Annotated in this window: 22 protein-coding genes; 18 read left to right on the top strand and 4 right to left on the bottom strand. The window is 47.6% G+C overall.

Annotation, left to right across the window (positions count from 1 at the left end):
* Positions 1-9: 9 nt before the first annotated feature.
* The gene (locus D3795_RS09995) at positions 10-1,116 is read left to right on the top strand and encodes a GGDEF domain-containing protein (RefSeq protein ID WP_375294527.1); all 1,107 of its coding nucleotides are present in this window, start codon (positions 10-12) and stop codon (positions 1,114-1,116) included.
* Positions 1,117-1,161: 45 nt separating this feature from the next.
* Here D3795_RS09995 and pckA read toward each other — a convergent pair whose 3' ends face one another.
* The gene (pckA, locus tag D3795_RS09990; RefSeq protein WP_156268398.1) at positions 1,162-2,763 is read right to left on the bottom strand and encodes a phosphoenolpyruvate carboxykinase (ATP); all 1,602 of its coding nucleotides are present in this window, start codon (positions 2,761-2,763) and stop codon (positions 1,162-1,164) included.
* A gap of 149 nt (positions 2,764-2,912) precedes the next feature.
* On the opposite strand from pckA, the gene D3795_RS09985 reads away from it, so the two are divergent.
* Entirely contained in the window at positions 2,913-4,238 is a 1,326-nt protein-coding gene (locus D3795_RS09985; protein WP_156268396.1) for a sodium-dependent transporter, read from the top strand.
* An 11-nt stretch (positions 4,239-4,249) separates the two neighbouring features.
* Here the strand turns inward: D3795_RS09985 and coaD are convergent, their stop codons facing one another.
* Complete coding sequence (coaD, locus tag D3795_RS09980) at positions 4,250-4,735, bottom strand: pantetheine-phosphate adenylyltransferase (RefSeq protein ID WP_156268394.1); 486 nt, start codon at positions 4,733-4,735, stop codon at positions 4,250-4,252.
* Positions 4,736-4,863: 128 nt separating this feature from the next.
* Here coaD and D3795_RS09975 point away from each other — a divergent pair, with 128 nt between their 5' ends.
* From D3795_RS09975 to ubiA, 6 genes are read left to right on the top strand one after another with little or no spacing between them, the layout of a single operon-like run.
* Positions 4,864-6,057, top strand: a complete 1,194-nt coding sequence (locus tag D3795_RS09975; protein WP_156268392.1) for a glycine C-acetyltransferase — start codon at positions 4,864-4,866, stop codon at positions 6,055-6,057.
* A 31-nt stretch (positions 6,058-6,088) separates the two neighbouring features.
* Positions 6,089-7,114 carry an L-threonine 3-dehydrogenase gene (gene tdh, locus D3795_RS09970; protein WP_156268390.1) on the top strand — a complete coding sequence of 342 codons (1,026 nt, stop codon included), beginning with the start codon at positions 6,089-6,091 and terminating at the stop codon, positions 7,112-7,114.
* Positions 7,115-7,136: 22 nt separating this feature from the next.
* Entirely contained in the window at positions 7,137-7,460 is a 324-nt protein-coding gene (gene glpE / locus D3795_RS09965; protein ID WP_156268389.1) for a thiosulfate sulfurtransferase GlpE, read from the top strand.
* On the top strand, positions 7,461-8,321 hold the full coding sequence (locus tag D3795_RS09960) for a rhomboid family intramembrane serine protease (protein ID WP_156268387.1): 861 nt from the start codon (positions 7,461-7,463) through the stop codon (positions 8,319-8,321). It begins immediately after the preceding gene.
* A 6-nt stretch (positions 8,322-8,327) separates the two neighbouring features.
* Positions 8,328-8,936 carry a chorismate--pyruvate lyase family protein gene (locus tag D3795_RS09955; RefSeq protein WP_156268385.1) on the top strand — a complete coding sequence of 203 codons (609 nt, stop codon included), beginning with the start codon at positions 8,328-8,330 and terminating at the stop codon, positions 8,934-8,936.
* A gap of 1 nt (position 8,937) precedes the next feature.
* Entirely contained in the window at positions 8,938-9,801 is an 864-nt protein-coding gene (gene ubiA, locus D3795_RS09950) for a 4-hydroxybenzoate octaprenyltransferase (RefSeq protein WP_156268383.1), read from the top strand.
* Positions 9,802-9,819: 18 nt separating this feature from the next.
* Here the strand turns inward: ubiA and plsB are convergent, their stop codons facing one another.
* Positions 9,820-12,267, bottom strand: a complete 2,448-nt coding sequence (gene plsB, locus D3795_RS09945) for a glycerol-3-phosphate 1-O-acyltransferase PlsB (RefSeq protein WP_156268382.1) — start codon at positions 12,265-12,267, stop codon at positions 9,820-9,822.
* Between the two features lie 146 nt (positions 12,268-12,413).
* Between plsB and lexA the strand changes: the two genes are divergently transcribed.
* From lexA to D3795_RS09915, 6 genes are all read left to right on the top strand, one after another.
* A complete protein-coding gene (gene lexA, locus D3795_RS09940) occupies positions 12,414-13,034 on the top strand; it encodes a transcriptional repressor LexA (RefSeq protein WP_156268381.1) in 621 nt (206 codons plus the stop codon).
* The gene (locus D3795_RS09935; protein ID WP_156268380.1) at positions 13,031-13,444 is read left to right on the top strand and encodes an SOS-response cell division inhibitor; all 414 of its coding nucleotides are present in this window, start codon (positions 13,031-13,033) and stop codon (positions 13,442-13,444) included. Before lexA ends, D3795_RS09935 begins: the two co-directional genes overlap by 4 nt.
* A 298-nt stretch (positions 13,445-13,742) precedes the next feature.
* A complete protein-coding gene (coxB, locus tag D3795_RS09930; RefSeq protein WP_156268379.1) occupies positions 13,743-14,864 on the top strand; it encodes a cytochrome c oxidase subunit II in 1,122 nt (373 codons plus the stop codon).
* A gap of 12 nt (positions 14,865-14,876) precedes the next feature.
* A complete protein-coding gene (gene ctaD, locus D3795_RS09925) occupies positions 14,877-16,463 on the top strand; it encodes a cytochrome c oxidase subunit I (protein ID WP_156268377.1) in 1,587 nt (528 codons plus the stop codon).
* Positions 16,464-16,465: 2 nt separating this feature from the next.
* Entirely contained in the window at positions 16,466-17,068 is a 603-nt protein-coding gene (locus tag D3795_RS09920) for a cytochrome c oxidase assembly protein (protein ID WP_156268375.1), read from the top strand.
* Between the two features lie 11 nt (positions 17,069-17,079).
* Positions 17,080-17,961 carry a cytochrome c oxidase subunit 3 gene (locus D3795_RS09915; protein ID WP_156268373.1) on the top strand — a complete coding sequence of 294 codons (882 nt, stop codon included), beginning with the start codon at positions 17,080-17,082 and terminating at the stop codon, positions 17,959-17,961.
* 44 nt (positions 17,962-18,005) lie between these two features.
* On the opposite strand, the gene D3795_RS09910 is transcribed toward D3795_RS09915, so the two are convergent.
* Positions 18,006-18,221 carry a DUF2909 domain-containing protein gene (locus tag D3795_RS09910; protein WP_156268371.1) on the bottom strand — a complete coding sequence of 72 codons (216 nt, stop codon included), beginning with the start codon at positions 18,219-18,221 and terminating at the stop codon, positions 18,006-18,008.
* A 38-nt stretch (positions 18,222-18,259) separates the two neighbouring features.
* On the opposite strand from D3795_RS09910, the gene D3795_RS09905 reads away from it, so the two are divergent.
* Genes D3795_RS09905 through cyoE form a run of 4 tightly spaced genes read left to right on the top strand, consistent with a single transcriptional unit; the run spans position 18,260 to position 21,459 of the window.
* Complete coding sequence (locus tag D3795_RS09905) at positions 18,260-18,985, top strand: SURF1 family protein (protein WP_156268369.1); 726 nt, start codon at positions 18,260-18,262, stop codon at positions 18,983-18,985.
* Between the two features lie 2 nt (positions 18,986-18,987).
* Positions 18,988-19,530 (top strand): hypothetical protein, encoded by a 543-nt coding sequence (locus D3795_RS09900; RefSeq protein WP_156268367.1) that lies wholly within the window; start codon positions 18,988-18,990, stop codon positions 19,528-19,530.
* A gap of 4 nt (positions 19,531-19,534) precedes the next feature.
* Positions 19,535-20,509, top strand: a complete 975-nt coding sequence (locus D3795_RS09895) for a COX15/CtaA family protein (RefSeq protein ID WP_156268365.1) — start codon at positions 19,535-19,537, stop codon at positions 20,507-20,509.
* A 17-nt stretch (positions 20,510-20,526) separates the two neighbouring features.
* Positions 20,527-21,459: a heme o synthase gene (gene cyoE / locus D3795_RS09890; protein WP_156268363.1), complete on the top strand. Its 933-nt coding sequence runs from the start codon at positions 20,527-20,529 to the stop codon at positions 21,457-21,459.
* Positions 21,460-21,479: the final 20 nt, after the last annotated feature.

The raw sequence follows: 21,479 nt of genomic DNA, 5'->3' as shown, positions 1-21,479 counted from the left end.
AGGTGGTTCGTGGCAGGTCTTAAGGAACTATTTAATAAAGGGTGGTGGGTTATTCCCCACCCTTTTCAGCCAGAAGACCTGCGCTACTGGCGGATAAAGTTAATGCAGAATATTCAACTGATTCTGCAGATATACACTGGGATATTCTTTTTTCTAAATATCTTTCTATTTGACTATCCATTAATGGCGGTCGCTGATGCAGTGCTATTTGGCGGTATATTGGCATTGCAGCTTGATCTTCGTAAACACCTCAATATTGAGCGTAGCGCTCGTTTACTAATTGGCATCATTGTCATTTTTCTCAGTATTTATTTTGTGCTCGCACAAGGCCGCAACTATTCTTTTATTTGGTTTAGCATGGTGCCTTTGCTTGCGTTTTTCTTGCTTGGTTTGCATCTGGGGCTTTATGTAAGTGGTATTTTTTTAACTGCTTTAGTAGCCTTTGTAATTTGGTTTGCGCCACAGTGGCCAAGTTACGCAATTAATATTCCAGCCGTTTTTAATATCTCGCTCGCACTGTTTGCGGTACTGACTATTTCACGTCACTATGAAAAATCACGCGAAGAAGCCTTTAGTTTTCTTGCTAAACGAAACAGCGAGTTAGAGATACTAGCTAAAACCGATCCGTTAACTCAGTTGAATAACCGCTCGCATCTAGATGATGTACTAGAACAGGAACTCAGTCGGGCACAACGCCATGAGCATGATCTCGCGGTATTGATTCTCGATACCGATCACTTTAAAACCCTGAATGATAGTTATGGGCACATTGTTGGTGACCAAGTTCTTAAAGAGCTTAGCGAAGTGCTATTGAGTCATGTTCGCTCAAGCGACAATCTTGGACGTTGGGGCGGCGAAGAATTCTTGATAATTGCGCCCGATACTAATGAAGGCGGCGCTGTCGAGCTAGCCGAGAAAATTCGCATTGCTGTTGCAGAGCACCGTTTTACCGATGAGAAGTTACACCTCACAGTGAGTATCGGTTGTGCAGCATACAGCTCGGAAGACACCCTTGTCTCAATTGTTCAGCGCGCGGATAACGGGTTATATCAAGCCAAGCACGACGGTCGCAATTGCACCCGTTTAGGTAAAACTACACGCATTCTCAGAAAATAAAAAAGGCAGCTAATTAGCTGCCTTTTTCAAACTTCCTACATGCCCTTAGAGCTGAGGACCTGCTGCAACCAGCGCTTTACCTTCTTCATTGTCAGTGAACTTCTCGAAGTTCGCGACAAAACGCTGTGCCAAGTCTTTAGCTTTCACATCCCAATCACCTTTATCTTCGTAGGTATTACGCGGGTCGAGAATGTGCTGCTCTTGAACGCCGTTCAATGCGGTCGGCATGGCCAAGTTGAAATACGGCAACTGAACAAATTCCGCATTTTCAATGCTACCGTCAAGAATCGAGTCAATGATAGCGCGCGTGGCTTGAATTGAAATACGCTTACCAGTGCCGTTCCAGCCGGTATTCACTAAGTAAGCTTCTGCACCAGATGCTTCCATACGCTTCACCAATACTTCAGCGTATTGTGTTGGGTGTAGCGTTAAGAATGCTGCACCAAAACAGCTTGAGAACGTTGGCGTCGGTTCAGTAATGCCGCGCTCAGTACCAGCCAACTTCGCAGTGAAGCCTGACAAGAAGTAGTACTCGGTTTGTTCTTTCGTCAGTTTTGAAACAGGCGGTAATACGCCAAACGCATCAGCTGTTAAGAAGATAACTTTCTGAGCGTGACCGGCTTTAGAAACTGGTTTCACAATGTTATCGATGTGATAAATCGGGTACGACACACGCGTGTTTTCAGTTTTCGAGTTATCGTCGAAATCAACACGGCCTTCGTCATCAACGGTTACGTTTTCTAACAATGCGTCGCGACGAATTGCGTTGTAAATATCTGGTTCTGCTTCAGCTGACAGGTTGATCGTTTTTGCATAACAACCACCTTCAAAATTAAATACGCCGTCGTCATCCCAACCGTGCTCGTCGTCACCAATCAACTGACGTTTTGGATCGGTTGATAACGTGGTTTTACCGGTACCTGATAAGCCAAAGAAAATAGCAACGTCGCCATCTTCACCAACATTGGCAGAACAGTGCATTGATGCAATGCCTTGCAACGGCAGATAGTAGTTCATGATTGAGAACATACCTTTCTTCATTTCGCCGCCGTACCAAGTACCACCAATTAACTGAATGCGCTCAGTTAAATTAAAGGCAACGAAGTTCTCAGAGTTAAGGCCGTGCTCTTGCCATTTGTGGTTGATACATTTTGCACCATTCATGACCACGAAATCAGGAGTGAAGTTTTCTAACTCTTCTGCTGATGGGCGAATAAACATGTTTTTCACGAAGTGGGCTTGCCATGCCACTTCAGTAATGAAGCGCACTGCAAGGCGCGTGTCTTCGTTTGCACCGCAATAGGTATCAACAACAAACAGACGCTTGCCAGATAATTGACCGGTAACTGTTTCTTTCAGATCAGCCCAAATTTCAGGGGTAATCGCTTTGTTATCATTTTTGCCTTGGTCAGCCCACCACAACGTGTCTTTGGTGGTTTCGTCGCGCACAATGTATTTGTCCTTTGGCGAACGACCAGTAAAAATACCAGTATCAACGGCAACCGCACCAAGGTCGGTGACAACACCTTTTTCAAAACCTTGAAGATCAGCGCGTGTTTCTTCTTCGAACAGTTGTTCATAAGAAGGGTTATGGACAATTTCAGTGACGTCTGTGATGCCGTAACGGCCTAGATCCAGATCAGTCATGTGACGGACTCCTGCGGGTCTGGTTTGAGCAAAAATTTGAAAAGTAAACTTGGGGCGCGATTCTAACTCCAAACACTCAAAAATGATAGTCTTTGTCGCCATTTTAAGGCTAGAATGGCGCCTTTTACCGCAAAAGTAATGGTTAAAATATGCGCGATAGTTTTCATACACGAATTGGCTTTGTACTTGCTGCAGCAGGCTCAGCTATTGGCCTCGGCAATATTTGGGGTTTCCCTAGTCAAGTTGCAAACCACGGTGGCGCTGCATTTTTAATCGTCTATTTACTGGTTGTCGTGGTCCTCGCCGTACCCGCGTTATACACCGAATTAAGCCTTGGTCACGCGGCTCAAGCCAACCCAGTAAAAGCCCTTAGCTCGTTAAGTGCGACAGCACAACCGTTGACAGCAATCAGCGGTAAAACGATGGGTTACTTGAACGTTGTCGGCGCCATTTTAATGCTGAGTTTTTATCACTTAGTGGCCGCATGGATGCTCGCTGAAGGCTTCACCTTCCTGTTGACTGCCCTTCAATTGCCGGCAATGACCCCATTTTTTGCAGACGCCTCGATGCTGCGCGATATTATATTGCTACTGGTTTTCGTCGCCTTGACCTTCGGGATTGTCATCAACGGGGTGCAGCAAGGTATCGAACGTTGGTCGCGACGCTTAATGCCGTTGTTAGTCGTGTTGCTAGTTGGTTTGATTGCCTACATGAGTACGTTGCCGGGCTCTGCCGATGGATTTCGCGCTTATTTGGTGCCAGATTTTTCCGCGATGTGGAATGCTGATTTATTAGTTTCTGCCATGGGCCAAGCGTTTTTCTCGCTGTCGATTGGATTAGGCGGCATGATGATTTATGGCAGCTATTTGAAGAAAGACACAAGAATCGGTCGGTTAACTTGGAGCGTCGCGGCACTGGATACCTTCGTGGCGTTTTTGGCTGGTTTGCTGATTATACCGGCATTGTATGTTGCGATGGCGCAAGGGCTAAGCGTTACTGAAGGCGAGCAGCTGATTGGCGAAGGTCGTTTGATTTTCCAAGTGCTGCCGGATTTGTTTACCCAATTAGGTTATGCCGGTGCGTGGTTAGGCTTTGGCTTTTTCGCTTTGCTGAGTATTGCGGCACTCACCTCAACCATTGCAACGGCTGAAGTGCCAATTGCCTATGCCATTGAAACGCATCCGCTCAATCGTCGCCAAGCGGCAAGCATTATTGCGGCAATCATAGCGGTGATTGGGTGTGCGTTGGTGATTTGGTTTGAGCCATTATTTAACTGGGTGGTTACCTACGTCACACAGTTTCAGCTACCACTCTCCGGCTTATTCTATTTTATTGTGCTGGGTTGGTTTTGGCAGCGCAGTAACCGTGTACGTGAGTTGGCGACAACGTCATGGCGTTACCGCCTGTTATTCTGGCATTTACGTTTGATATGTCCGCTATTGTTAGCGTGGGTATTTGTGGATGTCGCGCTGTAAGTAACCACTTACTAGCGCGCTTTAATTTTATTTTCCAAGGCTTCTGCAACACGTGCGTCAGTGAATTGGCGCACGTCGCCGTGGTGAATAGCCACTTCTTTCACCAACGTAGAAGAAATAAACGAATTCTCTTCAGCCGGCGTTAAAAACACGCTTTCTAAGCCCGGGAATAAACGGCGATTCATATTTGCCAACTGAAATTCATATTCAAAATCAGACACGGCACGCAAACCGCGGATCAATACCGTTGCGCCCTGCTCTTTGGCGAAATCTACCAGCAAGCCGCTAAACCCAACCACGGTGACATTCGGTAATTCAGCGGTCACTTCTCGCACCAGCTCAACGCGCTCTTCCAGCGTAAACATCGGCTTTTTGCTGGGACTATTTGCGACACCCACAATAATTTCACTGAACAAATTCGCTGCCCGCTCAATTAAATCGGCATGACCATTGGTAATAGGATCAAAGGTTCCAGGATAAATGGCGCGTTTGTGCATGAAATTTCTCCAGCTGATGAAATGAGGATGCGCAGCCCCCCGCTGATCGGGTAAACTATGCTTATCGTAACAGCTTAGGTTAGAAAACACTTAAGTTCACCCGTCAGGTCCGAAGCACGGAGAATTACATGAAGCAAGATTTTTATCAACAGCTTGAAACGCAGTTAGAAGAGCTGAAGAACGAAGGTTTATACAAAAGCGAACGCATTATTCTTGGTGATCAAGATGCTGAAATTGAAGTTGGCGATGGCGAATCGGTATTGAACTTTTGTGCCAACAACTATTTAGGTTTGGCCAATAACTCGGAGCTCATCAAAGCAGCGAAAAAAGGTCTTGATGAACACGGTTTTGGTACAGCTTCAGTTCGTTTTATTTGCGGTACGCAAGATATTCATAAAACGCTTGAAGCAAAATTAAGCGCGTTTTTAGGTACCGAAGACACAATTCTGTACTCGTCATGCTTTGATGCAAACGGCGGCTTATTCGAAACATTGATGGGCCCAGAAGACGCAATAATCAGTGACGAACTCAACCATGCATCGATTATCGACGGCATTCGTTTGAGCAAAGCCAAGCGTTTCCGCTATAAAAACAATGATATGGCTGACTTGGAAGCACAATTAAAGCAAGCAAAAGCCGATGGCGCTCGCAACATTCTAATCGCCACCGATGGCGTCTTCTCAATGGACGGCGTGATTGCAAACTTGAATGGCATCTGCGACCTAGCCGACGAATACGGCGCATTGGTGATGATGGACGATTGTCACGCCACCGGTTTCTTGGGCGAGAACGGTAAAGGCACGCACGAGTACTGCAACGTTTTGGGTCGCGTGGATATCATTACCGGTACTTTAGGTAAGGCTCTTGGCGGTGCTTCTGGTGGTTATACCTCAGGTAAAAAACCGGTGATTGACTGGTTACGTCAGCGTTCACGCCCGTACTTGTTCTCAAACTCAGTTGCACCAGCGATTGTTCAAGCCTCTATTCGCGTACTCGAAATGCTTGAAAATGGTCATGATCTTCGTCAAAAACTCTGGGATAACGCAAACTACTTCCGTAGCGAAATGACCAAAGCCGGGTTTACTTTAAGTGGTGCAGATCACGCGATTATCCCGGTGATGATTGGTGATGCGCGCCTTGCTTCAGAGATGGCTGACCGCATGCTGAAAGAAGGTATTTACGTTGTCGGCTTCTCATTCCCAGTGGTGCCGCGCGGCAAAGCACGAATCCGTACGCAAATGTCTGCCGCACACACCCGTGAGCAACTCGATCGCGCCATTGACGCATTCACGCGTATTGGCAAAGATCTCGGCATTATTTAATCGTCTTTTAGAAGATTGAAGGGAACGATTTATGAAAGCATTGGCAAAATTGCACGCTGAACCAGGTATCTGGATGACCGACGTTGAGAAGCCTGAATACGGCTACAACGATTTGCTCATTCGCATCAAAAAAACGGCTATTTGTGGCACCGACGTGCACATCTATAAATGGGATGAGTGGTCACAAAAAACCATTCCCGTTCCAATGGTTGTCGGACACGAATACGTTGGCGTGGTTGAAGCAATGGGCGAAGGCGTTCGTGGGTTCAAAAAAGGCGATCGCGTTTCTGGCGAAGGCCATATCACTTGCGGTCATTGCCGCAACTGCCGTGCTGGACGTCGCCACCTTTGCCGCAACACGTTTGGTGTTGGCGTCAATCGCCCTGGTGCATTCGCTGAATACTTGGTGATTCCTGCAGAAAACGCATTCAAATTGCCAGACGATATCAGCGACGATTTAGCCGCGATTTTCGACCCATTCGGTAATGCTGTACACACGGCTCTCGCATTTGATTTGGTTGGCGAAGACGTTCTAATTACCGGCGCAGGCCCAATTGGCATCATGGCCGCGGCAGTCGCGCGTCACGTTGGCGCCCGTCATGTGGTGATTACCGACGTGAACGAGTATCGCCTAGAATTAGCGAAGAAAATGGGCGCCACCCGTGCGGTTGACGTGAGCAAAGAGAATTTGAAAGATGTCATGAACGAACTCGGCATGAAAGAAGGCTTCGATGTTGGCCTTGAAATGTCAGGCGTTCCTTCTGCGTTCGCACAAATGCTCGAAACCATGAATCATGGCGGCAAAATTGCCATGCTCGGTATTCCACCAACCAGCGTTGCGATTGATTGGAACCAGGTTATTTTCAAAGGGCTCGTCATTAAGGGTATTTATGGCCGCGAAATGTTTGAGACTTGGTATAAGATGGCGAGCTTATTGCAATCAGGACTCGACCTGTCACCAATTTTAACGCACAGTATGCCAGTAAACGACTTCCAAAAAGGCTTTGATATTATGACGTCAGGCCAATCTGGTAAAGTTGTTCTAGACTGGAGCTAACGTAGTAATCAAGGAATAGAACATGGCAGATTTTAAACGTATTAATACCCTCACCGCGCATGAATTATGGGAATCCAAACAAGCGCGCTTTGTGGATATTCGTGATGAGCGCTCCTATGCGGCGGCGCATATTCCCGGTTCAATGCGATTAACCGACGCCAATGTTCAGCAATTTCTCAATGAATTAGACGACAACGACGAAGTTGTTGTCGTCTGCTATCACGGCAACAGCAGCCAAGGCGCCGCGCAATATCTTGCTCATCAAGGTGTCGAAGTGGTGAGCAGCCTTGACGGCGGTATGACGGCTTGGGCACAAGCATTTCCCGAGGCGGTGGAGCGTAGCTAAATGAGAAAATTACTGACCACACGAAACGCCGACGAAATGGCAGTGTTGTACGCCTACCTGCAACGCCATAATGTTCCGGTGACGGTCAGTGAACATGGTGACGAATTAGAGCTTTGGCTAACGGTATCGAGCTACCAAGCCCATGCCAAAGCGCTTATTCAAGCATTTAAAGACAACCCAGAACTCGCTACAGCCGAGGTTTTCGAACACGCTGAAGCGCAGCCCGAAACCGCAGCGCCGCAAAGTTTTCTCCAACAACTTTTGCAGCAGGCAGGTTGGTTTACGGCAGGTTACGCCGCTGTTGTTATTCTTACTTTTACCGGTTTATTAACGCCTCTTGCTGAGCCAATTCTTGGCGCATTTTTATTTAATCCCGACAGTTTTGAAGCCATGCCATGGACGCAACCTTGGCGTTTCTTCACACCGGCACTATTGCACTTCAGCGTGCTACATATTGTGTTTAATGTGTTCTGGTGGTGGTATCTTGGTGGTCGTTTCGAGCGTTACTATGGCAGCAAGTGGCTGATACTCGCTTTTCTGTTTTGCGCACTAGCCTCGAATACATCGCAGTTTATTGAAAGCGGCCCATATTTTGGTGGCCTGTCAGGTGTAGTTTACGGTTTATTTGGTATTGCTACAGTGGTTGGTTGGAAGAATCCACGGCATCCACTGTTCTTACCCAACGGTCTTATCATCTTTATGCTGGTTTGGTTGGTGATTGGCTATACCGGTCTGCTTTGGGTCAACATCGCCAATACCGCACACACAGCTGGGCTTATCTCGGGGCTGATAGTTGGTGCAGGTATTCGTGCACTGACCCTCTATGGTCAAAATTCTAGCCGCAAAGATGGCTCTCAATAACAACTTATGAAAAGCGTCGCGTTAGCACAGCTTGAGTTTCCGATTATTCGTGCGCATCAGCAAGCCGATTGGGTGTTGGCACATGAGGCAGCGCTGCCTGATAGTTCAATCATTCAGGCCTGGCTTCTTGATCCAGATTCACTTACCGCCAAACTCAAACGCCACTGCAACAGTTTTGAAGTGCAAGTACTTGGTCAGCAACCGGGCAGTATTCGCCCCGATGAAGCCAAATGGTTAGGTGATGACAAGCACGCGGCTATTCGCGAAGTATTATTGTGCTGCGATGGGCAACCGTGGGTATTTGCACGTAGTGTGTTTCCGCAAAGTGCGCTAGATGAACAGGCATTGCAGCTCGGGCAACTAGGCAATAAGCCGCTTGGTGCACATTTATTTGCGCAATCAGACCTCGAACGTGGCGCGATTGAAGTCGCTCATTTTTCACCACAGTCACCTATTGGTCAGCTCAATCAGCAGCTCGGTTATCCAGCGCAACATTTGTGGGGACGTCGTAGCTGCTTCAAAGCCGCAGGTCAGAAAGTATTAGTTGCCGAAGTATTTATCGGCGATTCAGTACCCGCCAAACTCATGCAATTGCTGCAAGACAAGGAAGCTTAACATGGTCAAAGTTGGTCAATTCATTAGTGCATGCTGGCGTTTAATGCGCGCCGACCGCCCTATTGGCAGTTTGCTGCTTGGCTGGCCAACGTTGGTGGCGTTACTCATTGCTGGTGAAGGAAACCCGCCGCTGCGCACCGTGGTTTTATTTATGCTCGGCGTATTTGTGATGCGCTCAGCAGGTTGTGTGATTAATGATTACGCCGACCGCAACATTGACGGCCATGTTAGCCGCACCAAACTACGCCCACTGGCAACGGGCGAACTAAAGCCTTGGCACGCGTTGGCACTGTTTGGGGTGCTGTTAATCATTGCATTGCTCATTGTACTGCAATTCAATCGAGCGACCGTTTTACTCAGTATAGCGGCGGCCGCAGTTGCAACGCTTTACCCGTTTTGTAAACGCTTCACGCAACTACCTCAGGTGGTTTTAGGGGTGGCTTTTAGCTTTGGCGTACTCATGCCATTCACCGCTCTCGACCAAGGCCTACCGTTAGTGGCATGGATTTTGTTCTTCGCCAATATTGCATGGACGGTAGCGTATGACACCGAATACGCCATGGCAGACCGTGCGGACGATTTGAAAATTGGGGTGAAATCCACCGCGATTTTATTTGCTGGACACGATAAATTCGCCATCGCTTTGTTACAGATAGCCACGCTGGCTTTGCTCGGCTGGCTAGGTTACTTATTGCTGCTTAATTGGGTTTATTGGGTGGGTCTTGTCATCATTGCGTTGCTATTTAGCTGGCAACATTATCTTATTTGGTACCGCGAGCCTGGGCGCTGTTTTCAAGCGTTCTTGCACAACAACAACGTGGGCTGGGTATTAACCCTCGCTGTTGCTGCGCATTATTGGTTTTAGGTTCTGGCTAAAGACTGGTTAACTCTCCGCGTTAACCAGTTGCTTCACCGATTGACGAATAGTTTGTAAAACAGCTGGCTCCAATAATAAATCCACGGCGTCACTTAATTCACCAACGCGATGGTCAGCCATCATCTCACCCGAATCAATCACACTGAAATAGCCTTCAGATTTGAGAGTCCCAATTAATGTACTTAGCACCTTCTTGTCGAAGAACTCTGGCGCGTTGACACCATGAATTGCACTTAAGCGCTCAGCAAGCTGCACCGAGTGCTGCTCAAGGTTGCTTCGTGAAATAGGCTGAGCCTGCTGCAACAACTCCAACACGATAGCGTAACGCTGCGCCGTCTCGCTCGAGCTACGTGCCAGCAATACCAATTGCGAATAGGTGCGCGAGTCTCGTTTCGCCACAGCAAATGTGCCATCACCGGCGTCGGTAATAAGGCCGCATTGAACATATTGTTCAAGTAGTGCATTGACCCATAACGTCATATCCTCGGCGTTATGGCTAATAAATAGTTCGCTTTGCAACAGCGGATGTAATTGCGTTAACAACTTCACCGCCGCATCCGCACTAAAGCGCTTATGACCTAATGCAAAAGCCGCCAATAGCGCCGGTACAATCACCATATGCATGATGTTATTACGGTAGTAAGTCATCGCAATGGCGGTCGAACCATCCAGACGGATCAGTTCGCCAATGCCGTCGGCTTCAACAATAAATTTGTCGTGTTTTTTCGCGAGTTGCCATAGCTGCTCACCATCTTCTTCTGGCACGTAAGCATCTTTGCTGTATGGCACTTCGCGCATGATGCGCGTGTATAAATTCAATTGGCTTACAAGCTCTTCGCGGGTTAGCGCATGATGCTCAGAGCTAAGAATAGCCAGCGCGCATAAGTTAACGCTATTGAATGCCGCTGAGTTATTAATGCGACACATAATCTGATCAGCTAATAGGTTGACCGTCGGTGTCAGCCACTTCGGACGCTCTGGTTCTTCCGCGCCAGTCGTTATTGAGTCACGCCAATTTGGCTGTAACTTCTCGAGCGCTTCGCCAAGATTAATTGGCTCACCAAAGCTAACATAGCCTTGCCCAAAATTACGTAAATGACGCAGGCTGCTTATAACCTGCCACACCGATTCTTTTTCTTTTGACTTACCTTTGAGCTCTTTCAGGTAAGTACCCACTTCCATCACGTGTTCATAGCCCAAATAAACAGGAACCAATGACATTGGACGTTGCTGCCCGCGGAGCATACCTTGAACAGTCATCGCTACCATACCGGTTTTCGGCGGTAACAAACGCCCCGTTCGACTACGTCCACCTTCCGTGAAGTACTCAACTGGATAGCCTTTTTGGAATAGTCGGTTTAAATACTCGCGAAATACCGTGGAATAGAGTTTGTTGCCGCGGAAGCTACGACGAATAAAGAATGCGCCGCCACGACGGAACAGGGGGCCTGCTGGGAAAAAATCTAAGTTCACGCCAGCTGCAATGTGTGGTGGAACGAGACCTTCTTTATAGATCACATAGCTTAAAAGTAGATAGTCCATGTGTGAACGGTGACACGGAACATATACGATTTCGTGGCCGGCTTCGGCAAGTTCGCGAATGCGTTCACCACCTTCAATATGGATACCGTTGTAGATACGGCTCCAACACCAAGTCATGAAGCGATCAAGCAAGCGAACCAGCGTATCGCTGTAATTTGCTGCTATTTCATGCAGATATTTCTCTGCGGTTTTGCGCGCCTGTTGCTCAGTTATCTTTTTACTGCGCGCTTCATCGGCAATTGCTTGCTTTAAGGCCGGAGTATCGAGCAAATCTTGAATGACGACGGCGCGTTCGGTCATCTTTGGTCCGGCTACGGCGTGGCGTAAACGCACAAAATGAACCCGTGCGACGCGTGCTAATTTGTGGGCTAAGCGTTGGGTGGACCCTCGTTGTTCAGCCATTTCACGGAGGTGCACTGGTGAGCTTGCGCGGATCAAAATATGACGACCAGAAAACATTGTCAGCCAAAACTTACGCCAATGACCAGGGTTATCAATGTCAGCAACCATGGTATGCCCCTGGCGCGCCTCTTGACCGGGTTTACGTCCCCAAAATAGGCCTATCGGAACCACTTTGACATTAAGCTGCTGATCTTTTTGATGGGCTGAAATGAGTTTTTCAAAATCTTCAATAGCCTTTTCAGCCGACCCATGATCCGTTTGATCAAGGTACATCACACGAGCCAACTGTTGCCCATTGACTATCAGGTCTTCGGTAGGGTCAGGTAACCCCGCCTGCTTCAATGCGCGCTGCGCAACGAGCATGTCGGTGTTTGACGTTGAACGCATCACGTAAACGACATTGTTATCACCAACAACTTGTGCTGTTGTGTCATCTAGAATTGTTTCAAAACGCGTTAACCAGCGCACCGGCCAGTGCAATACAGCGCGCCAAAAGCCTTTCAGACTCATGCAATATCCCCACAAAATACAAACGTATAAAGCATACCACTGTTGCTTGAATTTGTCTGAATGAAAAAAATTTGCACAAAAAAGTTGCGAAACCAAAACACCTGTATATACTCACAGTATCACTGTATGGATAAACAGGTATTCAAATGCGACCATTAACGCCTCGACAACAGCAAATTCTTGATCTCATCAAAGACAATATTGATGCGACTGGCATGCCGCCAACACGTGCTGAAATAGCTCAGCGTCTTGGTTTTAAGTCTGCAAATGCCGCTGAAGAGCATTTAAAAGCTTTAGCCAAGAAAGGCGTGATAGAGATGATGCCCGGCATGTCTCGCGGTATTCGGTTAGTTGGCATCGAAGAGGAAGAAGTTCCTGAAGGCTTGCCGTTAATCGGTCAGGTCGCGGCCGGTGAGCCTATTTTGGCGCAAGAACACATCGAAAGTCACTATCAAGTCGATCAGAACTTGTTTAAACCGCACGCCGATTTCTTATTACGCGTTAACGGTATGAGTATGAAAGACATCGGTATTTTAGACGGTGATTTGCTCGCTGTGCACAAAACACATGAAGCACGTAATGGGCAGATTATTGTCGCTCGCGTCGAAGATGACGTCACTGTGAAACGATTTGAGCGTCGCGGCAACATCATTTTGCTGCACCCAGAGAATGAAGAATTTTCACCTATTCAAGTCGATCTCACCCATCAGTACTTCACTATTGAAGGGTTAGCTGTTGGTGTGATCCGCAACGGAGCATGGTTATGAGAAATCAATTTGGCAATCAATTGAATGATTCAGGTTTTGACATTTGGTCAGCGGCACCAGAGCTTTCGGCTAGTCAGACCGATTTAGAGAGCCTGTTACCGCGCCTGCATGCCTTGTCGTTGCGCACGCATCAATGGGTGACCGTGATCGGTGCTCGTCGTGAAGTGATTGAACAGCTCGTTGCAGCAGGTATCAGCCGCACACGCATTCGCTGGGTTCATGGTCGTAATCAGGATGAACGTGAATGGGCGACGGAACAGGCGCTACTCGCTGGCACAAGTAGTCTTGTACTGAGCTGGTTGGGCGACCTGTCCCCACGCATGCAGCAACGCTTAAAAATGGCGAGTAAAGTCAGCCACACTCACAGTTTTGTGTTTAATGATTTACCTTCACTTCCCCCACTCCACTAATCCTGCTTGTGAAGGTTGTCAGTTGAGGGCTGCAGTGCAGCCCTTTTTTTATACGCGAATGTAAAAATTATTCGAAATGGCGGTTTCTTTTTCACCAGAAAATGGTATTTTGAATGTGCATTAACTGCTAACACAATAAACAATAATAATCATTGATACATAACAACAAAGGGTTAGTGGGGAAAGCGATTTTCTTCTGAAATGCTGTTCCTTTTTCTGCTCACCTCGTTGTTCTTCAGGCTCGCACTTCGGTGTATTCGTGGGAAAACCACGTCGGAAGAATGAGAGGAGATGTCGCGTGAGTACTAGACTCATCACTGCGCTATTAGCGAGTATTCCACTTGCTGCTAGTGCGCAATCGCAGTTGAACCTGACTCAAGGTGTTACCGAGATCAGTCAACGCGTTTACGACCTACACATGACGATTTTTTATATTTGCTGTGTGATAGGTGTCATCGTTTTCGGTGCCATGTTTGTTTCCATGATCTTGCACCGTAAATCGAAAGGCCACAAACCAGCCACGTTCCATGAGAACGTGAAAGTTGAGATTCTGTGGACCGTTATCCCATTTTTGATTCTGGTCGGTATGGCCATTCCAGCTACCAAGACACTGTTTGCTATGGAAGACACGTCTGAGGCTGAAGTGACTGTATTGGTGACAGGTTCACAGTGGAAATGGCATTACAAATACTTCGACAGCGATGTTGAATATTATAGTTTGCTAGCCACTCGCCAAGATCAAATCAACAACCGTCTCGACAAAGGCGAAAACTATTTGCTTGAAGTCGACCGTCCGTTAGTTATCCCAACCGATACCAAGGTTCGCTTCTTAGTCACGTCAGATGATGTTATCCACTCGTGGTGGGTACCAGATTTTGCTGTGAAGAAAGACGCTAACCCAGGCTTTATTAACGAAGCGTGGACTAAAGTTGACGAGCCAGGTATCTATCGTGGTCAGTGCGCGGAACTTTGTGGTAAAGACCACGGCTTTATGCCGGTTGTTGTTATCGCGAAAGAGCCGGCTGAGTACGAGGCATGGATAAACGAACAGGAAGCCATTGCTAAAGCCGAGAAAGAAGAAGAGCAACGTCTACTATCTATGTCGATGAGTAAAGATGAGCTGATGGAACTCGGCGAACGTGTCTATCTGGGTAGCTGTGCTGCCTGTCACCAACCAAGTGGTGAAGGTATTCCGGGCGTATTCCCAAGCTTGAAAGGCACCAATATGGTTATGAACGACAAAGCCGGCCATATCAACATTGTTGTGAATGGTAAATCTGGCACCGCCATGCAAGCGTTCGGTAATCAGTTGAGCTTACGTGAGCTTGCGGCAGTTATCACCTACGAGCGTAATGCTTGGGGTAATGACACTGGCGACCTGATTCAGGCCGCTGACGTTAATGAATTTTTGAATAAGTAAGGGAGACCCGATATGAGCACAGTTGCTGGCGAGATGGATCATCACGATCATCACCACCACGCGCCATCGGGTATTACCCGTTGGTTATTCACGACGAACCACAAAGACATTGGTTCAATGTACTTATGGTTCAGTTTCATCATGTTCTTGGTTGGCGGTTCAATGGCGATGGTTATCCGCGCCGAGCTATTCCAGCCAGGTTTACAACTTGTAGAGCCGCACTTCTTTAACCAAATGACGACCGTTCATGGTCTGATTATGGTATTTGGTGCGGTTATGCCGGCTTTCACAGGCCTTGCTAACTGGATGGTACCAATGATGATTGGTGCACCAGATATGGCATTGCCACGCATGAACAACTGGAGCTTCTGGATTCTACCGTTTGCGTTTGCAATCCTGCTTGCTTCGTTGTTTATGGAAGGCGGCGGCCCAGCATTTGGCTGGACCTTCTACGCACCACTTTCAACTACCTACAGTAGCGATTCAACGGCATTGTTCGTGTTCTCGGTTCACATCATGGGTATTTCGTCCATTATGGGCGCAATTAACGTGATTGTTACCATTATGAACATGCGCGCACCGGGCATGACCTACATGAAAATGCCACTGTTCGTGTGGACATGGTTTATCACCGCATTCTTGCTGATTGCAGTTATGCCAGTGCTTGCCGGTGCGGTCACCATGGTACTCACCGACAAATACTTCGGTACCAGCTTCTTTGATGCAGCCGGCGGTGGTGACCCTGTATTGTTCCAGCATATTTTCTGGTTCTTTGGGCATCCCGAAGTGTACATCATGATTTTACCGTCATTTGGTATCATCTCCGCGATTATCCCCGCATTTTCACGTAAGAAATTGTTTGGTTACTCGTCGATGGTTTACGCAACGGCAGCCATTGCAGGCCTGAGCTTCATTGTTTGGGCTCACCATATGTTCACCACGGGTATGCCAGTGGCGGCGGAAATTTTCTTCATGTACGCCACCATGCTAATTTCGGTACCAACAGGGGTGAAAGTATTCAACTGGGTAGCCACCATGTGGCGCGGTTCAATAACCTTTGAAACGCCAATGTTGTTTGCGCTAGCATTCGTGATTCTTTTCACCATTGGCGGTTTCTCAGGCTTGATGCTTGCGATTACCCCAGTTGACTTCCAGTATCACGATACTTACTTCGTGGTCGCACACTTCCATTATGTACTCGTTACGGGTGCCATCTTCTCGATTATGGCAGCGGCATACTACTGGCTACCGAAATGGACTGGTCATATGTACAACGAGACGTTGGCGAAGTGGCATTTCTGGACGTCGCTGATTTCGGTCAACGTGCTGTTCTTCCCAATGCATTTTGCTGGTCTTGCGGGTATGCCACGTCGTATCCCTGACTACTCGCTGCAATTCGCAGATATTAACCAGATTGTTAGTATCGGCGGCTTCGCATTTGGTCTCTCACAGTTAATTTTCTTAGCTGTTGTCATCAAATGTGTGCGTGGCGGCGAGAAAGCGTCAGCAAAACCATGGGAAGGTGCAGAAGGTCTAGAGTGGACGGTACCATCACCGGCGCCATACCACACCTTTGAAACACCACCTGAGGTGAAGTAGTCATGACTACCAATAGCCCAACACCAAACCCAGCACCGCGCGCAGACAATGCGCGCGTTGTGCGACGCTTACTTTTTGTGGTCGTCGGCATGTTTGGTTTCGGCTTTGCACTGGTGCCGCTGTATGAAGTGTTTTGCGATATTACCGGATTCAACGGCCGCACAAAGAATGAGCAAGCCGCCGCAAATATGCGCAGTGTCGACACGTCACGCACCATTAATGTGCAATTTATAACTCGGGTTAATAAAGGAATGCCGTGGGGTTTCGAACCGGAAGTGAAATCAGTTCGTGTCCATCCGGGCGAAACCAAAGTCGTCAATTTTTTGGCAAGCAATCCAACGGGGCAAAACATGGTCGCGCAAGCGATTCCTTCAGTTGCTCCGGGGGAAGCTGGTTTGTATTTGAATAAAACTGAATGTTTTTGCTTTAACCAGCAGCCACTTGCTGCAGGTGCGGATACAAAAATGCCAATGCAGTTCTATTTAGACCCTGACATTCCTAAACATATACACACGTTGACTTTGTCATACACCATGTACGATATGACAGCCAATGCTCAACCGGATGTGCTTGCTACGTTTGAAGCAGCAACATCGGCAGACTGAGGATTCGTTTTATGGCACAACAACACGAAAAATATTATGTACCGGCATCTAGTCCGTGGCCTATTGTCGGCGCGGTCGGATTAGGCTTGATTGCTTTTGGTGCAGGCCACACAGTTATTGATATGAAAAATGAGGCCGTTGACGGCTGGGGCTCAAACATTCTTTTTGGCGGCATTGCCGTGATGATTGTGATGTTATTTGGTTGGTTCCGCGATCAAATCAATGAGTCAATGTCGGGCTTATACAGTAATCAACTTAGCCACTCGTATCGTCAAGGCATGAGCTGGTTTATTTTCTCAGAAATTATGTTCTTCGCCGCGTTCTTTGGCGCTTTGTTCTATGCCCGCGTCATTGCTGTTGAATGGCTTGGTGGTGCTAGTAATAACGCCATGACCAACGAAGTGCTATGGCCAGCTTTCGAAGCGCATTGGCCACTGACAAAAACACCAGGCGGCACCGAATCAGGCGCAATGGGTTGGATGGGCTTACCGCTTTACAACACCATCATTCTGATTGTTTCGAGCGTCACCTGTCACTTCGCTCATGTGGGCTTAGAGAAGAATAATCGTAAACAGCTCACCGTTTGGTTGGGTATTACCATTATTCTCGGCTGTATCTTCTTGTACCTTCAAGGTGCTGAGTACGTACACGCGTATGAAGAACTTGGGTTAACTCTCGATTCAGGCATTTATGGTAATACCTTCTACATGCTCACCGGTTTCCACGGTATGCACGTGACCTTGGGTACTTTAATGCTGATCATCATGTTCTTACGTGTTATCAAAGGTCACTTTACCCCAGATAATCACTTCGCCTTCCAAGCAACAAGCTGGTACTGGCACTTTGTTGATGTGGTTTGGGTGTGCCTGTTTATATTTGTGTACGTTTTATAACGTTGTAATCATTGTAGTAACTAACGCCGTACTGGCATAAAACGTCAGTACGGCCGCGGATTTGGCACCAAAACACCGGATGCCAGCAGTATCACGATCACCACAATGGCAATGGCTGAGAACAGCACACGCTGCCCGAGATATTTTGTCATTGGTGGTTTGGTCGGGTCGTTACGTAGCATTGCGAATAATGCACGAAACAAGTTAACGACCATAAATAACATGAGTAGTACCAATATGATTTTTGCAGTAATAACCATCACAGCTTCCTATCGAGTAATTGTGGGCAGGGTTTACCATGCGTAAGAGTAAACTCATTGCGACAGTGCTCACTGTGCTGGCAATTGCAATTTTGGTCAAGCTTGGATTCTGGCAACTTGACCGTGCCAATGAAAAAGAGCAACTCTTCGCTGACTACGAATCACGCCAGACTTCCCCAATAAATTTAAATGCCTTCGAGACACCACTCAACGCGATAAGTCGTTATGCAGAAGTGTCCGTCGAGGGAAGATTTTTAGATGACTTCTTACTTCTCGATAACCAGATTCAAGATGGACAAGCTGGCTACCAAGTTATTGGTTTGCTTGATGCTGAATTCGCAGTAGGTAAAAACGGGATTGTCATGGTGAATATGGGATGGGTACCTTGGGGACAAGACCGGCAGCAACTGCCGCAACTATCGCTGCCCCAGGGCAACGTTACCATTGGCGGACTATTCTATCAGCCGCAGCTTTCTCAAATCTGGGGGGCTGGTGAAACCTACGTTGAAGCCGACCGCTGGCCGGTACGTGTTACCCAACTCGATGCTGACGCAATAAGCAGCGCAACACAACTTCCCATTCAGCACTATGTGGTGCTACTCTCAGAAACTGCTGATTTTGGTTGGCCACGCCAATGGCAACCGCAAGTCATGACACCAACAAAACATCGGGCCTACGCCATGCAATGGTTTTCGTTAGCGCTTGCTTGTTTACTGGTATTTTGGTTTGCCAGCCGTTCCAAAAAAATAACAACAGAGGAATGACCATGACGAACGTAAAACGATCGCGAGCGACGCTAATCGGTGTGGTACTCGCATTTTTAATTCCTGTCATTGGCGCAAAACTAGTTCTTGATCAAAATTGGTATCAAGGCGCAGTGACCAACAAAGGCACCATGTTAGTGCCACCTCTCGAACTCGGTGATTTGAACTCTGCGCTACCGGAAGGGTGGCGTGTTGCCTTGGTTGATGACGGCAATTGTGGCGATTCATGTCTGCAAGGTTTATATGCCATGAATCAATTGGACATCGCCCTCGGCAAAGAAACCGATCGCGTCAACCCACTACTGATTACCTCGAATGGCACCGCGCTCGATTTGACCAATATGCCATTGGTTAAACATATCGAAAATGGCGACTTAGTAACTGCAGTGACTCAATTACCTACGCATAACCTGTTTATTATCGATCCACTCGGAAACGTGATCTTGCATTACCCAACGCATGCCGATGAAGAAGCCATGCGCGCCGAAGCGAAGAACCTACTTGCTGATCTTCGCACCTTATTAAAACTTTCAAAGGTAGGTTAGAGCCATGCGTACGTTTGTCAAAATCAGTGTTTTATTGGCATTTGTCGTGATTGTATTGGGCGCTTATACGCGTTTAACCGATGCCGGCTTAGGTTGCCCAGACTGGCCAGGTTGCTATGGTGAGCTAACGGTTCCAAAAGATGCCGAGAAAGCGGTTGAATTGTTTCCCCACGCCCCGCTTGAATCTCAAAAAGCATGGAATGAAATGATTCATCGCTATGCAGCCGGTACCTTAGGTTTGGTCATTCTTGCGATCACCATTGCGGCATTCGTACGTCGTCGCCACGACCCATCGCAGCCGGTTGGTTTACCGGTATTGCTGCTTGCTTTAGTGACCTTCCAAGCGGCACTGGGCATGTGGACTGTCACTATGAATTTACAGCCGTTAATTGTGATGGGGCACCTGTTGGGTGGCTTTACAACCATTTCCCTGCTGTACTTACTGTTGTTGCGCCTTGAGCGGGTTCATATGCCACTCGGCGATTCAAAAATGCGACCGATGCGCGGTTTTGCACTATTTGCACTCCTTGTGGTATTCGGACAAATTGCACTTGGAGGCTGGGTTGCGGCGAACTATGCAGCCATGGCCTGTACCGAATTACCTTTCTGTGAAGGTAACTGGGGGGAGCGTCTAGATTTTGCCGGTGCATTTTCGGTACCAGCCGCAGACACCTATCAATATGGCGCACACGATTACGCTGAGCGAATGACCATGCATGTTGTGCATCGGTTTGGTGCCTACTTCACCACAATTGTGGTGGGGCTCTTGTTGTGGCTCAGTTATCGCCGCACACAAACACAAGTTATTCGCAGTAGTTTAAATTGGGTCGCTCTAGCACTCGTGGTGCAATTAGCACTCGGTTTCAGTAATGTAATTTTTATGCTGCCACTGAAGGTTGCCGTTGCCCACAACGCGGTCGGCGCATTGCTACTGCTAAGTTTAGTTGGATTAAATTATAAGATCGCTCGCAACGCATGAGCGGCGGGGTAAAACAGATGACAGAACAAGTACAACTCGCAAGCGCCGATGAAGCGCTTGCAGAAACCTATAAAAAGCATGCCAGTTGGCGTGATTATTTAACCCTGACCAAACCTAACGTGGTGTTACTGCTGTTACTCACGGCTTTGGTTGGTATGTGTTTGGCCTCACCAACATGGGTGTCCTGGCAAATTATGGTACCTGGCCTTGTTGGTATCGGCTTTATGTCGGGTTCTGCAGCTGCGGTAAACCATCTAGTCGATCGCCATATTGATGCGCGTATGGCTCGCACACTACGACGCCCGTTACCTTCTGGCGCCCTCTCGCCTCGCCGTGTCTTAACTTTCGCTGCGGTGCTTGGTGCATTGGGTTTTGCAGTATTAGCCATTTGGGTCAACATGCTTACGGCTTGGCTAACCTTAGCTAGCCTCGTCGGTTATGCCATTGTTTACACCATGTACTTAAAGCGAGCGACTCCGCAAAATATTGTCATTGGCGGCCTCGCCGGCGCAGCACCACCCCTGTTGGGTTGGACTGCTGTTACCAACGAAATTCACCCGTTCGCCATATTACTGGTGATGATTGTCTTTACTTGGACACCGCCGCATTTCTGGGCGTTAGCGGTGCATCGTGCGAAAGACTACGCGAAAGCAGATATTCCGATGCTACCCGTAACCCACGGTATCGAATTTACTAAGACCTGTATCTTGCTTTATACCATCTTGTTAGGCGTGGTGTGCTTGCTACCTTATATTATCGGTATGTCCGGTGTTATCTACTTAGTTGGCTCTACCGTATTAAGCATTTGGTTTTTGGTCTATGCGTGGAAATTGAAGTTTTCACCGGGTAAATTAACCGCCTTTAATATGTTCAAGTTCTCAATTTGGCAGTTATTTGGGTTATTTATTCTGTTGTTAGTGGACCATTACTTGGTCACGCCAGCGTTATAAATGAATTAAGATTTCGGAGT

Origin of the sequence: Pseudidiomarina andamanensis, from assembly GCF_009734345.1 — a bacterium.
Classification (GTDB): domain Bacteria; phylum Pseudomonadota; class Gammaproteobacteria; order Enterobacterales; family Alteromonadaceae; genus Pseudidiomarina; species Pseudidiomarina andamanensis.
Note: the sequence above shows the minus strand (reverse complement) of the source record. Positions and strands in the feature narration are given on the sequence as shown.